The 14,404-nt window shown below is 69.7% G+C and carries 10 protein-coding genes; 3 read left to right on the forward strand and 7 right to left on the reverse strand.

Annotated elements, in window-relative coordinates; all coding sequences use genetic code 11:
* Nucleotides 1–9 precede the first annotated feature (9 nt).
* Entirely contained in the window at nucleotides 10–1,941 is a 1,932-nt protein-coding gene (gene pknB / locus B0B14_RS08220) for a Stk1 family PASTA domain-containing Ser/Thr kinase (protein WP_076680928.1), read from the forward strand.
* Nucleotides 1,942–2,021: 80 nt separating this feature from the next.
* On the opposite strand, the gene B0B14_RS08225 is transcribed toward pknB, so the two are convergent.
* Genes B0B14_RS08225 through B0B14_RS08235 form a run of 3 tightly spaced genes read right to left on the reverse strand, consistent with a single transcriptional unit; the run spans nucleotide 2,022 to nucleotide 5,038 of the window.
* A complete protein-coding gene (locus B0B14_RS08225; protein WP_076680929.1) occupies nucleotides 2,022–3,359 on the reverse strand; it encodes a class II 3-deoxy-7-phosphoheptulonate synthase in 1,338 nt (445 codons plus the stop codon).
* A gap of 38 nt (nucleotides 3,360–3,397) precedes the next feature.
* The gene (locus B0B14_RS08230; protein ID WP_076680930.1) at nucleotides 3,398–4,093 is read right to left on the reverse strand and encodes a lysophospholipid acyltransferase family protein; all 696 of its coding nucleotides are present in this window, start codon (nucleotides 4,091–4,093) and stop codon (nucleotides 3,398–3,400) included.
* A gap of 3 nt (nucleotides 4,094–4,096) precedes the next feature.
* The gene (locus B0B14_RS08235) at nucleotides 4,097–5,038 is read right to left on the reverse strand and encodes an ROK family glucokinase (RefSeq protein ID WP_076680931.1); all 942 of its coding nucleotides are present in this window, start codon (nucleotides 5,036–5,038) and stop codon (nucleotides 4,097–4,099) included.
* Nucleotides 5,039–5,255: 217 nt separating this feature from the next.
* On the opposite strand from B0B14_RS08235, the gene B0B14_RS08240 reads away from it, so the two are divergent.
* On the forward strand, nucleotides 5,256–7,082 hold the full coding sequence (locus B0B14_RS08240) for an AMP-dependent synthetase/ligase (RefSeq protein ID WP_076680932.1): 1,827 nt from the start codon (nucleotides 5,256–5,258) through the stop codon (nucleotides 7,080–7,082).
* Between the two features lie 68 nt (nucleotides 7,083–7,150).
* Here B0B14_RS08240 and B0B14_RS08245 read toward each other — a convergent pair whose 3' ends face one another.
* The 3 genes from B0B14_RS08245 to B0B14_RS08255 are packed head-to-tail and all read right to left on the reverse strand — an operon-like array spanning nucleotide 7,151 to nucleotide 12,979.
* The gene (locus B0B14_RS08245; RefSeq protein ID WP_076680933.1) at nucleotides 7,151–7,642 is read right to left on the reverse strand and encodes a peptide deformylase; all 492 of its coding nucleotides are present in this window, start codon (nucleotides 7,640–7,642) and stop codon (nucleotides 7,151–7,153) included.
* A gap of 10 nt (nucleotides 7,643–7,652) precedes the next feature.
* Complete coding sequence (locus tag B0B14_RS16515) at nucleotides 7,653–9,515, reverse strand: MinD/ParA family ATP-binding protein (RefSeq protein ID WP_076680934.1); 1,863 nt, start codon at nucleotides 9,513–9,515, stop codon at nucleotides 7,653–7,655.
* A 56-nt stretch (nucleotides 9,516–9,571) separates the two neighbouring features.
* Nucleotides 9,572–12,979, reverse strand: a complete 3,408-nt coding sequence (locus tag B0B14_RS08255; RefSeq protein WP_076680935.1) for a pyruvate carboxylase — start codon at nucleotides 12,977–12,979, stop codon at nucleotides 9,572–9,574.
* Nucleotides 12,980–13,069: 90 nt separating this feature from the next.
* Between B0B14_RS08255 and B0B14_RS08260 the strand changes: the two genes are divergently transcribed.
* The gene (locus B0B14_RS08260; RefSeq protein WP_076680936.1) at nucleotides 13,070–13,879 is read left to right on the forward strand and encodes a ParA family protein; all 810 of its coding nucleotides are present in this window, start codon (nucleotides 13,070–13,072) and stop codon (nucleotides 13,877–13,879) included.
* Between the two features lie 21 nt (nucleotides 13,880–13,900).
* Here the strand turns inward: B0B14_RS08260 and B0B14_RS08265 are convergent, their stop codons facing one another.
* Nucleotides 13,901–14,386, reverse strand: a complete 486-nt coding sequence (locus B0B14_RS08265; RefSeq protein WP_076680937.1) for an Lrp/AsnC family transcriptional regulator — start codon at nucleotides 14,384–14,386, stop codon at nucleotides 13,901–13,903.
* Nucleotides 14,387–14,404 lie beyond the last annotated feature (18 nt).

The following is a 14,404-nucleotide window of genomic DNA, read 5'->3' on the forward strand; positions in this document are numbered from 1 at the left end:
ACTCTCAGCGTGAGCACGAGTCAGCAGGCCGACCCGCTGATCGGCCGTCTCGTCGACGGCCGATACCGGGTGCGCGCGCGCATCGCGCGCGGCGGCATGGCGACCGTGTACGTCGCGACCGATCTGCGCCTCGAGCGGCGCGTGGCCCTCAAGGTCATGCACGGCCATCTGAGCGACGACACCGTGTTCCAGAGCAGGTTCATCCAGGAGGCCCGCGCCGCCGCCCGCCTGGCCGACCCCCACGTCGTGAACGTCTTCGACCAGGGCCAGGACGGCGACATGGCGTACCTGGTCATGGAGTACCTTCCGGGCATCACGCTGCGCGAGCTCCTGCGCGAGCAGAAGCGGCTGACGATCGCGCAGACGATCACGATCATGGATGCCGTGATGTCCGGCCTCGCGGCCGCCCACCGCGCCGGCATCGTGCACCGCGACGTCAAGCCCGAGAACGTGCTGCTCGCCGAAGACGGCCGGATCAAGATCGGCGACTTCGGCCTCGCGCGCGCGACCACCGCCAACACCGCCTCCGGCGCGCAGCTGCTCGGCACCATCGCGTACCTCGCCCCCGAACTCGTCACCCGTGGAACGGCCGATGCCCGCAGCGACATCTACGCGCTCGGGATCATGCTGTACGAGATGCTCGTCGGCGAGCAGCCGTACAAGGGCGAGCAGCCGATGCAGATCGCCTTCCAGCACGCGACCGATTCGGTGCCGCGCCCGAGCGTGAAGAACCCCGGCGTTCCCGAGGCCTTCGACGAGCTCGTGCTCTGGTCGACCGAGAAGAATCCCGACGACCGCCCCGTGGACGCCACCGAGATGCTCAAGCGGCTGCGCGAGATCGAGCGCGAGCTGGGGGTCACGCCGCAAGTGGCCCGCGCGGTGCCCGTCGGCGTGCCGTTCGGCGAGACCTCCGACTCGGGCGAGCTCACCAAGGTGCTCCCGGCGACGATCACCGGCCCCCTGGCCGCGGTCGACGAGACCGACAACGCGACGCGCCTGCGTCAGGCGGGCAGGCGCCGGGCGGCCAAGGGCGGCTGGCTGTTCGCCCTCGTGGTCATCCTCGCCCTCGTGGCCGGCGGCGCCGGCTGGTGGTTCGGCTCCGGACCCGGGTCGATGGTCGCGGTGCCGGATGTCGCGAACATGACCTACGACGAGGCGGTCCTCGTGCTGCAGGAGCGCTCGCTCGTGGCCGCGCGCGAAGACGTCTTCGACTTCGACATCCCGGCCGGCACCACGGTCGGATCCGACCCCGGAGCGGGCGACCGCGTCGACCAGGACTCGACGGTCACCGTCCGGGTCTCCAAGGGCCCGCAGGACCACACGATCCCGGCCCTCCTCGGGATGAGCCTGGACGAGGCCCGGACCACCCTCGAGGCCGTGCGCGTGAGCGTTCCCGACGACCCGCAGCGGTACTTCACGGATGCCGCGGAGAACTCGGTCATCGCCGTGTCCATCACGCCGCGTGCGGGCGGCGAACCCGGCAACTGCACGAACGGCTGCGTTCTGTTCGAAGGCGACACGGCCGGACTGTCGATCTCGGTCGGTCCGGTGCCTGCGGTCGCTGGACTGACCGCTGACGAAGCTACCGCCGCGCTCAGCGCGAAGGAACTCACGGTCGCATCCGTCGAGGAGGAGTTCAGCGACGACGTCGAGTCAGGGCGGGTCATCCGGATCGCCGACCGTGCGGAAGGCGGCAACTGGCGGCCCGGCGAGAGCATGACGCTGATCGTTTCGAAGGGCCCCCAGCCGATCGAAGTCCCCGATGTCAGAGGCGAGGGCCTTGGCGACGCGATGCGCGAACTTCGAGAAGCAGGATTCAACCCTCAGACCACGGTTCCCGAACTGCTCTGGGGTTTCTTCAGCGTCGCGTCGACCGATCCCGCACCCGGCTCGCTACAGCTGCCGGGGACGAACATTCGAGTCCGAGCAAACGAACTCTGACGCCCTTTGGCGCAGCATCCCTCCGCTTCGCACCGCGGGCGACGGCAGCGACCCGGGGTACTGGTGCTGAGACCAGCAGGTCAGCGCTTCTCGAGCTCTTCGGCCACGAGGAACGCGAGCTCCAAGCTCTGCATGTGGTTCAGCCGCGGGTCGCACAGGCTCTCGTAGCGCGTCGCGAGGGTGGCCTCGTCGATCATCTCGGAGCCGCCGAGGCACTCGGTGACGTCGTCGCCGGTGAGCTCGATGTGGATGCCGCCGGGGAACGTGCCCGCCGCGCGGTGCGCTTCGAAGAAGCCGCGCACCTCGTCGACGACGTCGTCGAAGCGACGCGTCTTGTAGCCGGTCGGCGTCGTCATGCCGTTGCCGTGCATCGGATCGGTGACCCACAGGGGCACCGCCCCGGAGTCCTTCACGGCCTCCAGCAGCGGGGGCAGGGCGTCGCGGATCTTGCCCGCGCCCATCCGCGTGATGAAGGTCAGGCGACCCGGCTCGCGATCGGGGTCGAGCTTGTCGATGAGCTCGAGCGCCGTCTCGGGCGTCGTCGAGGGCCCGAGCTTGACGCCGATGGGGTTGCGGATGCGGGAGAAGTAGTCGACGTGCGCGCCGTCGAGGTCGCGCGTGCGCTCGCCGATCCACAGGAAGTGCGCCGACGTGTTGTACGGCGTGCCCGTGCGGGAGTCGATCCGCGTCATGGGGCGCTCGTAGTCCATCAGCAGACCCTCGTGGCCCGTGTAGAACTCGACGCGCTTGAGTTCGTCGAAATCGGCCCCTGCCGCCTCCATGAATTTGATCGCGCGGTCGATCTCCGTCGCGAGACGCTCGTACTGCTGGTTGGCGGGGTTCTGCGCGAAGCCCTTGTTCCACGAGTGCACTTCGCGGAGGTCGGCGAACCCGCCCTGGGTGAATGCGCGGATGAGATTGATGGTCGACGCGGCGGTGTGGTAGCCCTTGAGCAGTCGAGCCGGGTCGGCGAGACGAGACGCCTCCGTGAAGTCGAAGCCGTTGACGATGTCGCCCCGGTAGGCCGGCAGCGTCACATCGCCGCGGGTCTCGGTGTCGCTGGAGCGCGGCTTGGCGAACTGCCCCGCCATGCGTCCCATCTTCACGATGGGCATCGACGCGCCGTAGGTGAGCACGACCGCCATCTGCAGCACCGTCTTGATGCGGTTGCGGATCTGCTCGGCCGTCGCGCCGGCGAACGTCTCGGCGCAGTCGCCCCCCTGGAGGAGGAAGGCGCGCCCGGAGGCGGCGCGCGCGAGGCGCTCGCGCAGGTTGTCGACCTCGCCCGCGAACACGAGCGGCGGGAGCGTCGCGATCTCCGCGGAGGTGGCGGCGACGAGCTCGGCGTCATACCACTGGGGCTGCTGCTTGATGGGCAGTGTCCGCCAGTGGTCGAGTCCGTCGAGGTGCTGAAGCATCCGGCCAGTCTAGCGGCGACAGGGGGCCGTACGCCGCGCTATGACGCCTTGGCGGAGGCGGGGAGGCGGTCCTTCACCGTGGACGCGTACACGTCGTCGTACTGCTGCTCTCCGAGGCGCTGGAGCGCGACCATGATCTCGTCGGTCACCGAGCGGAGGATGTAGCGATCCCCCTCCATCCCGGCGTACCGCGAGAAGTCGAGCGGCTCTCCGATGACGATGCCGACACGGACGACCCGCGGCACCGTGCGCCCGATCGGCAGCATCGAATCGGTGTCGACCATGACGACCGGCACCACCGGCACCCGGGCCTCGAGCGCCATGCGCGCCAGGCCGGTGCGACCGCGGTACAGCTTGCCGTCGGGGCTGCGCGTGCCCTCGGGGTAGATGCCGAGCAGATCGCCGCGCCCGAGCACCCGGAGTCCGGTGTTGAGGGATGCCTCGGAGGCTTTGCCGCCCGAGCGATCGATGGGGATCTGGCCCGTCGCCTTCATGAACATACGCGTCGCCCAGCCCTTGAACCCCTTGCCGGTGAAGTAGTCGCTCTTGGCGAGGAACGACATGCGCCGATCGATCATGAGGGGCAGGAAGACGGAGTCCATGACCGACAGATGGTTGCTGGCGAGGATCGCCGCACCCTCGGCGGGGACGTTCCGACGGCCGATGATCCACGGGCGCCAGATCGCCTTGACGATCGGCCCGATCACGACGTACTTCATCAGCCAGTAGAACATCGGCTATCCGTCCTCGCCCGCGAGGTCGGCGACGCCGATGATGCCGGCGTCGTTGACCAGCTGCGCGATCGCGAACTCGGCGACCGGTCGTTCGCCGTAGCCCGGAAGCGCGGTCTCATAGGCGATGCGCACCGGCTCGAGGAGGAGCTCGCCGAGCTGCGCGACTCCCCCGCCGATCACGTAAAGCTCGGGGTCGAGCACGGCCTGGAATCCGCCGCACGCCTCGCCGAGCGCCGTCGCGATGCGCCGGAGCGCCTCGACGGCGCCGGGGTCGTCCTCCAGCACGAGCCGGGAGACCGAAGGGCCCTTGATGGCGCCCTTCTCGTCGCGCAGCGCCGCCAGGCGCGCACCGATGTCGCGGGGATGGTGGTCGGCGATGTCGTTGGCGGCGCGCTGGAGCGCACGCCCGGACGCGTACTGCTCGAGGCATCCGTTCTGGCCGCAGCCGCACGGCAGGCCGTCGCGCATGAACCGTGTGTGGCCCAGCTCGCCGGCGATCCCGTGCCCTCCGCGGAAGAGCTGGCCGTTCAACACGATCGCGCCGCCGACGCCGGTGCCGAGCGTCAGCATGACCATGTCGCTCGTGCCGCGGCCCGCGCCGAAGCGGTACTCCGCCCATCCGGCCGCGTTCGCGTCGTTCTCGATCGTGACCGGCATCCCGATGCGCTCCTCGAGGCGCGCCTTGAGTGGTTCGTCGTGCCAGTCGATGTTGGGAGCGTGGATGACGGTCGACCGGGACTTGTCGATGAACCCGGCCGCCGCGACGCCGACGGCGGAGACGACGTGGCGGCTGCTGAGCTCGCGCGCCATGGCGGCGACGGCATCGGCGAGCTCACCGGTGTCCAGCGGCGTGTCGAGGCGGAGCTTCTCGATGATCTGGCCGGACGCGTCGACGACGCCCCCGGCGATCTTCGTCCCGCCGATGTCGATCCCGACCTTGAGCACCGCAGTCCCTTCCGGCCGCGCCCGCGCGACGGCGAACAGAAGTCTAGTGCGCGCGAGAACCCGGCATCCGGGCTCTGGACCGTCGTGGGATCCGTGATGAAACTGAGTCTCAGCCGGAGCGAACCGGGTTCCACAATCGCAAGGACGCGCCGGCTCGTGCGGTTAGACTCGCAGTCACCCCCTGATTGACATCCCGACCGGTACCGAAGGAGCTGCCGTGGTTCAATTCGAAGTCCCTGCCATCATTCCCGCCGATCCGCAGGCGAATGTGTCAGACCTGCTCGCAGAGCGCGTCAAGAAGACACCCAACCTCGCGCTTTTCGCGGCCCCCGAGGGGGACGGCTGGCGCGACATCACGGCCGCCGAGTTCGAGCGGCAGGTGAAGGCCCTCGCGAAGGGCTTCGTCGCCGCCGGCATCGAGCCCGGCGACAAGGTCGGATTCATCGCGCGCACCACCTACGACTGGACGCGCGTCGACTTCGCGCTGTTCTACGCCGGCGCGGTCATGGTCCCGATCTACGAGACCAGCTCGCCCGCCCAGGTGCAGTGGATCCTCGAGGACTCCGGCGCGATCGCCCTCATCACCGAATCGGCCGACCACGTCGCCCGCTTCGACGAGGTGCGCGCCGACCTTCCGCTCGTGCGCTCGACGTGGAGCATGCACCTCGGAGACCTCGACAAGCTCATCGCACAGGGATCGGACGTCTCCGACGACGAGATCCAGCGACGCCGCTCGATCGCCAACGCCGCCGACATCGCGACGCTGATCTACACATCGGGCTCGACCGGCCGGCCGAAGGGATGCGTGCTCACGCACAGCAACTTCGTCGAGCTCGTCCGCAACTCGTCGTCCGCGCTGCGCGAAGTCGTCGAGACCCCGGGCGCGTCGACGCTGCTGTTCATCACGACGGCGCACATCTTCGCCCGCTTCATCTCGGTCCTCGACATCCACGCGGGTGTGAAGACCGGGCACCAGCCCGACACCAAGTTCCTCCTGCCCGCACTCGGCTCGTTCAAGCCGACGTTCCTGCTGGCAGTCCCCCGCGTGTTCGAGAAGGTGTACAACTCGGCCGAGCAGAAGGCCGAAGCGGGCGGCAAGGGCAAGATCTTCCGCGCCGCGGCCGACACCGCCATCGAGCACTCGAAGCTGCTCGAGGCCGGCAAGAAGGTGCCGTTCCTCACGAAGATCAAGTTCGCCCTGTTCGACAAGCTCGTCTACTCGAAGCTGCGCGCCGCCATGGGCGGCCGGGTCGTCTACGCCGTCTCCGGTTCCGCGCCGCTCGGGGATCGCCTCGGACACTTCTTCCACAGCCTCGGCGTCGTGATCCTCGAGGGCTACGGTCTCACCGAGACGACGGCCCCCGCCACGGTCAACCTGGCGCGCAAGTCGAAGATCGGCACGGTCGGGCCTGTGCTCCCGGGCGTCGGCATCCGTCTCGCCGAGGACGGCGAGATCGAGGTGCGCGGCATCAACGTCTTCAAGGAGTACTGGCGCAATCCCGAGGCCACGGCCGCGGCATTCGACGGCGACTGGTTCAAGACGGGCGACATCGGCACGTTCGACGATGAGGGCTTCCTCAAGATCACGGGCCGCAAGAAGGAGATCCTCGTGACGGCGGGTGGCAAGAACGTCGCCCCGGCCGCCCTCGAAGATCCCATCCGCGCGAACCCGATCGTGGGTCAGGTCGTCGTCGTGGGCGACAAGAAGCCGTTCATCGCGGCGCTGGTCACGCTCGACAGCGAGATGCTGCCGACGTGGCTCGCGAACAACGACCTGCCGGCCGACATGTCGCTGAAGGATGCGGCGTCGAACCGTGCGGTCAAGGCCGAGGTGCAGCGGGCGATCGACCTGGCCAACTCGAAGGTGTCGCGGGCCGAGTCCATCCGCAAGTTCGCGATCCTCGAGACCGAGTGGACCGAGGCGAGCGGGCACCTGACGCCGAAGATGAGCATCAAGCGCAACGTCATCATGGACGACTTCGCCCACGAGGTCGAGGAGTTGTACGCGGTTCCCGTCTCGACGACGAACGTGTCGCTGAACTGACTCGCTGAGCAGGCAGGACGAAGGCCCGGGATGCTGCATCCCGGGCCTTCGTCCTTGCGTGCGAGGCTCTAGAACCAGTCGCTCTCGCGCACCTCGCGCATCGCGACGCGCCGCGTCTCGGGCGGAAGACGATCGAGGAAGAGCCTGCCGTCGAGGTGATCGGTCTCGTGCTGCAGCGCCTGCGCGAGCAGGCCGTCGCCCTCGAGGACGACTTCCTCGCCGTCGAGATCGATGCCGACCACGCGCGCCCACGGATGCCGCAGCGCATCGTGCCAGAGCCCGGGCACCGAGAGGCATCCCTCCCCCACCGGCTCGGCATCGCCGCGCACCTCGACGAGAACGGGATTGAGGATGTAGCCGATGTCGCCGTCGATGTTGTAGCTGAAGGCACGCAGGCCGACGCCGATCTGGGGCGCTGCGACGCCGGCGCGTCCGGGGAGCTCGACCGTGTCGAGGAGATCCTGCACGAGACTGCGCACGCCGTCGTCGATGTCGCCGACGGCGTCGCTGGGCGACCTGAGGACGGGGTCGCCGAAGAGGCGGATGGCGCGGACTGTCATGCGTCCGGCCCTACGCCGCCGAGGCGAGCGAGCGAAGGCCCTCCACGACCGACGCCGCGAGCTCGCGCGCCGCTTCGCGGGTCGCGGGCTGCAGCTCGCGGAACGAGATCGCCGATCCTGCCGCGATGTGCGGGTCGTACGGCATCCGCACGACGGCACGCACCCGGGTGCGGAAGTGGCGCTCCAGCTCGTCGGCCCGCACGAGCGGCGCGCCGGGACGCGCCGTGTTGAGCACGACGACGGCGCCCCGCACCTGCTCGGCGTAGCCGTTGGTCTCGAGCCACGTGAGCGTCTCGGACGCGAGGCGCGCCTCGTCGACGCTCAGACCCGCCACCACCACGATCTGGTCCGCGAGTTCGAGGGTCGCACCCATCACGGAATGGACGATGCCCGTGCCCGTGTCGGTGAGCACGATCGAGTAGTAGTGCGCGGCCAGCGACGCCACGTCGTGGTAGTCGCGGTCGCTGAAGGCCTCGGAGACCCGCGGGTCGGAATCGGAGGCGATCACGTCGAGGCGCGTCTCATCCCGGGCGACGAGCTTGGAGATGTCGGCGTAGCCCGACACCTCGCCACGCGTGCGCACGAGATCGCGCACGGTCTTGCCGCCGGTCTTGGAGATGCGGTCGGCGAGCGTGCCGCGGTCGGGGTTGGCGTCGACGGCGATGACACGGTCGTCGCGGGCGTCGGCCAGCGCCATGCCCAGCAGCGTCGTGATGGTCGTCTTCCCGACGCCGCCCTTGCGCGAGACGATCGGGACGAAGCGGGCGCCTCCGACCAGGGGGGCGGCGATGCGGCGGTCGAGGGCCTTGCGCGCCCGTGCGCGCTTGCCGTCTCCGAGGTTGATGCGCTTGCCCGAGATCGAGTACACGAAGTGCTGCCACGCGCCCTCGGGCTCGGGACGCACGACCTGGTGCGGGTCGAGCAGTCGATCCGCCGTCAGCAGATCGGCGGTCTCGCGGCTGGCCTCGAACTCGCCGAGTCGCTTCGAACTCAATGTGACCTCCGTGCGGGGGGTGACGCGCTCGACCGCGTGCACGCGGTCGGGGCGCTCAGGAGCCTCGGGGTGCTGCGCTTCCCAGCGGGTCGCCGGGATCGTCGTGGTCGCGGGCGCGACCGCCGGTGCGGGTGCCGCGACGTCGGCGGTGTCGGGCGCCGGCTCGACCGCCTCGGCGGCGGGCGCGGGCTCGGGAGCGGTCTCGGCGGGCGCAGCCGCGATGGTGCCGGCCATCGCCTCGGCGATGGAGGCCTCGGCGCGCGCGACGGACTCCGCGACGGATGCCTCGGCCTCCGCGATCGCGTCGGCCACGGTGGATCCGGCATCCGCCATCGCGTCGTGCTCGATCTCGTGGACGTCGTGAACCTCGTGGGCGTCTTCGAAATCGTGCGCGCCGTCGATCTCGTGGACGTCTTCGATCTCGTGGACGTCTTCGACGCGCTGATCGTCCGGCACGTCCTGATCGTCGCGGACCTCTTCGAGCTCCTGGACGTCGTGCACATCGGACGCGGGCGCCGCGAACTCGATCGGCGCGGGCTCGGCGACCTCGATGACGAAGACGTCGGCGGTGTCGATCGTGGGCACGTCGGGATCGTGCGTCGGCGACGGCTCGGCCGACCGGGTGTCGGCCGAGGGCTCGGGCTCGTCGCGCTGCTCGATCTCGTCGGGCGAGGCGAGCTCGATCACGTAGGGCACCTCGTCGTCGACGATGTCGTCGTCGTCATCGGCCTCGTCGGCGGCGAAGGGCAGCGCGACGCTCACCTGGGCGTTGGCCGCTCCGATGATTCCGATGGCCGTGGTGTCGATGCTGGCGGAGTCGCCGAGGACGCCGTTCTCGGCATCGTCGAGCGGCCCCTGGTCGTTGCGATCGGGCGTCACTGCGGGTTCATTCTCCAGAGCAGGAAGGTGCGGGCGGCTTCTGCCCGCACCCCAGGCTAATGCGCCGGACGGATGACGACCAAAAGATCCCCCGCGTCGACCTGCTGGGTAGCCGCGATCGCCAGGCGCTCCACGACCCCGTCGACGGGCGACGTGATGGCGGCCTCCATCTTCATCGCCTCGATCGATGCGACCGGCTGTCCGGCCTTCACGGTGTCGCCGACCGCCGCCTTGACCGTCACGACGCCGGAGAACGGCGCAGCGACCTGACCCGGCTTGGCGGTGTCGGCCTTCTCCGCGGCGACCTTGTCGACCTTGATCGAGCGGTCGCGCACGTAGACCGGCCGCAGCTGGCCGTTGAGGGTCGTCATGACGGTGCGGATGCCGTTGGCATCGGGCTCGCCGATGGCCTCGAGACCGACGTAGAGCTGCACACCGGGATCGATCTCCGCGACGTGCTCCTCGCCGGGCTTGAGCCCGTAGAAGTAGTCGGGGGTGCCGAGCGCGGTCAGGTCTCCGTACGCCTTGCGGTTCGCCTCGAACTCCTTCGCGGGTCCGGGGAACAGGAGACGGTTGAGGAACTGCCGCTTGGAGGCGGCGTCGCCGGCGAGGCCGGCGCGCTCGTCGTCCGTGAGGGGCGGGATCTCGATCGACACGGTCCGGCCGGCCAGCACCTTGGAGCGGAACGGCTCGGGCCAGCCGCCGGGAAGGTCGCCGAGCTCGCCCGCCATGAAGCCCACGACGGAGTCGGGGATGTCGTAGTTGTGCGGGTTCTCCTCGAAGTCGGCCGGATCCGCGCGGACGGCGACGAGCGCCAGAGCGAGGTCGCCGACGACCTTCGACGACGGTGTGACCTTCGGGATGCGGCCGAGGATGCGATCGGCGGCCGCATACATGTCCTCGATGAGCTCGAAGTCGTCCGCGAGCCCCAGCGCGATGGCCTGCTGGCGCAGGTTCGAGAGCTGTCCGCCCGGGATCTCGTGGTGGTACACGCGTCCCGTGGGGCTCGGAAGCCCCGACTCGAACGGACGGTAGAGGTGGCGCACGGCCTCCCAGTACGGCTCGAGATCGCTCACGGCCTGCAGGTCGAGACCGGTGTCGCGGTCGGTGTGCGCGAGCGCGGCGACGAGCGCCGACAGCGACGGCTGGCTCGTCGTGCCGGAGAGCGGCGCCGCTGCGGCATCGACGGCATCCGCCCCGGCCGCACTGGCCGCGAGGAGCGTCGCGAGCTGACCGCCTGCGGTGTCGTGCGTGTGCACCTGCACGGGGAGGTCGAACCGCTCGCGGAGAGCCGAGACGAGCTTCGCGGCCGCGGCGGGACGCAGCAGCCCCGCCATGTCTTTGATCGCCAGGATGTGGGCGCCCGAGGCGACCATCTGGTCGGCGAGGCGCAGGTAGTAGTCGAGCGTGTAGAGCTGCTCGGCCGGATTCAGCAGGTCGCCCGTGTAGCAGAGGGCGACCTCGGCCACCGCCGTGCCGGTCTCGAGCACGGAGGTGATGGCCGGCACCATCTGGTCGACGTCGTTGAGCGCGTCGAAGATGCGGAAGATGTCGACGCCGGTGCGAGCCGCCTCCTTCACGAAGGCATCCGTGACCTCGACGGGGCGCGGCGTGTAGCCGACGGTGTTGCGTCCGCGCAGGAGCATCTGCACGGGGATGTTCGGCATCGCGTCGCGCAGGGCCTCGAGTCGCTCCCACGGGTCTTCCGCGAGGAAGCGGAGCGCGACGTCGTACGTCGCACCGCCCCACGCCTCGATGGAGAGCAGCTGCGGCGTCATGCGGGCCACGTGCGGGCCGACACGGACGAGGTCGCGTGTGCGCACCCGCGTCGCGAGGAGCGACTGGTGCGCGTCGCGGAACGTCGTCTCGGTCACAGCCAGCGCGGTCTGGGCGCGGAGGGCCTGCGCGAATCCGAGGGGGCCGAGCTCCCGCAGCTTCTCGCGGTTGCCCGGGGGCGGGGGCGCCAGCAGGTCGATCTCGGGAAGCTTGCTCCCCGGAGACACCGACAGGGGCTTCTCGCCGTACGGACGATTGACCGTGACGTCGCCCAGCCAGCTGAGCAGCTTCGTCGCCCGGTCGCGCGAAGGATTGCTCGTGAGCAGCTGCGGGCGCTCGTCGATGAACGACGTGCTGACGTCGCCGGCGACGAACGCCGGGTCGTCGAGCACGGCACGCAGGAACGGGATGTTGGTGGAGACGCCGCGGATGCGGTACTCGGCGAGGGCGCGGCGCGCCCGGGCGACGGCCGCCGGGAAGTCACGGCCGCGGCAGGTGAGCTTGGCCAGCATCGAATCGAAGTGCGGGCTGATCTGAGAGCCTGCAGCGGTCGTGCCGCCGTCGAGACGGATGCCGGCGCCGCCCGGGGAGCGGTACGTCGTGATGCGACCGGTGTCGGGACGGAAGCCCTGTGCGGGGTCCTCGGTCGTGATGCGGCACTGCAGCGCCGCGCCGCGCAGGTGGATGTCCTTCTGCTGCAGACCGAGCTCCTCGAGCGTCTGCCCGGCGGCGATCCGGATCTGCGACTGCACGAGGTCGACGTCGGTGACCTCCTCCGTGACGGTGTGCTCGACCTGGATGCGCGGGTTCATCTCGATGAAGACGTGCTGACCGGCGCGCTCGCCCGCCGTGTCGACGAGGAACTCGACCGTGCCGGCGTTGACGTAGCCGATCGACCGAGCGAACGCCACAGCGTCGCGGTGGATGCGCTGGCGCAGCTCTTCGTCGAGGTTGGGCGCCGGCGCGATCTCGATGACCTTCTGGTGCCGGCGCTGCACAGAGCAGTCGCGCTCGAACAGGTGCACGGTCTCCCCCGTGCCGTCGGCGAGGATCTGCACCTCGATGTGACGGGGACGCACCACCGCCTGCTCGAGGAAGACGCGCGGGTCGCCGAACGCCGCACCGGCCTCGCGCATCGCCTCGGCGATCGCGGGCGGCAGGTCGGCGGGCGCCTCGACGCGGCGCATGCCGCGCCCGCCGCCGCCGGCGACGGCCTTGACGAAGATCGGGAACCCGATGCCCGCCGCCTGCGCGACGAGCTCGTCCACGTCGTCGGATGCCTGGGTGGAGGCCAGCACGGGCACGCCCGCGGAGATCGCGTGCTCCTTCGCGGTGACCTTGTTGCCCGCCATGCCGAGCACGTCGGCGGTGGGACCGATGAAGGTGATCCCGTTCTCCGCGGCGCGCGCCGCGAGCTCGGGGTTCTCCGAGAGGAAGCCGTAGCCGGGGTAGATCGCGTCGGCGCCGGACTTCAGCGCGATCCGGATGATCTCGTCGACATCGAGGTAGGCGCGGACGGGATGCCCCGCCTCGCCGATCTCGTACGATTCGTCGGCCTTCTGCCGGTGCAGGGATCCACGATCCTCGTACGGGAAGACCGCCACGGTGCGGGCGCCGAGCTCGAATGCAGCGCGAAAGGCTCGGATCGCGATCTCGCCGCGATTGGCCACCAGGATCTTTCGGAACATGCACACCTCGCTGGGCAGTCACGGGCTCGGAAGCGTTCGGAATACGTCCCGAGTGTGCTCACAGCCTAGAGGACGGTAACGTGGTGCCTTGTGCACGTACTCTCCGTCAGCTCGCTCAAGGGCGGCGTCGGCAAGACCACCGTGACGCTGGGCCTGGCATCCGCCGCCTTCGCGCGCGGCGTTCGAACCCTCGTCGTCGACCTCGACCCGCAGTCGGATGTCTCGACAGGCATGGACATCCAGGTCGCCGGCCGCCTCAATGTGGCCGATGTCCTCGCCAACCCCAAGGAGAAGGTCGTCCGACAGGCGATCACCTCCAGCGGGTGGGCGAAGGTGCACCCGGGCACCATCGACGTCATGATCGGCAGCCCGTCGGCGATCAACTTCGACGGTCCGCACCCGAGCGTGCGCGACGTGTGGAAGCTCGAAGAGGCGCTCGCGACGATCGAGGCGGATTACGACCTCGTCCTCGTCGACTGCGCCCCCTCTCTCAACGCGCTGACGCGCACGGCATGGGCGGCATCCGACCGCGTCATCGTCGTCACCGAGCCGGGCCTCTTCTCCGTCGCCGCCGCCGATCGTGCGCTGCGGGCGATCGAGGAGATCCGCCGCGGTCTCTCCCCTCGTCTTCAGCCGCTGGGCATCGTCGTGAACCGCGTGCGCCCGCAGTCGATCGAGCACCAGTTCCGCATCAAAGAGCTCCGCGACATGTTCGGGCCGCTCGTGCTCGCCCCCCAGCTGCCCGAGCGCACGTCGCTGCAGCAGGCGCAGGGCGCCGCCAAGCCCCTCCACATCTGGCCCGGCGACTCCGCGCAGGAGCTCGCCGCCGACTTCGACGCGCTGCTGGACCGCGTCATGCGCACCGGGCGCATCCCCATGCCGGGCGAGCCCCGGGCCTAGAGCACCGCTCCCGGCGCCGCGTCAGAGCGGCCCGAGCACTCCCCTGCCTTCGCGCACCTCGAACACGAGCTGCGTCTCGGTCTTCGTCACGGCGGGATGACTCGTGATGTGCTCCAGGATGAGATCGCGCAGACGCTCGGGGCTGGCCACCGCGACGTGGAGCTGAAAATCGTTGTCACCGGCCACATGTGCCACAGACAGCGCTCCGGGGATCGCCACGAGTCGATCGAAGAGCGCATCGATGTGGGTGCGACTGTGGCTCGACAGATGCACGCGTACGACCGCCTGGATCGGCCGTCCGACGGCGTGCAGATCGAGCTGTGCAGCGATGCGGGCGATGACGCCCGACTCGCGGAGGGCCTTGACCCTGTAGGCGCACGTCGACTCCGCGACCCCCACGCGGGCAGCCAGGGCGGCGTTGGTCATGCGGCCGTCGATCATGAGTGCGGCGAGGATGGCGCGATCCGTGCCGTCGAGCGCTTGCGGAATCTTCGACGCGACGGACATTCGCGAACCTCCCGATGA

Source organism: Microbacterium sp. RU33B, from assembly GCF_900155915.1.
Lineage (GTDB): Bacteria > Actinomycetota > Actinomycetes > Actinomycetales > Microbacteriaceae > Microbacterium.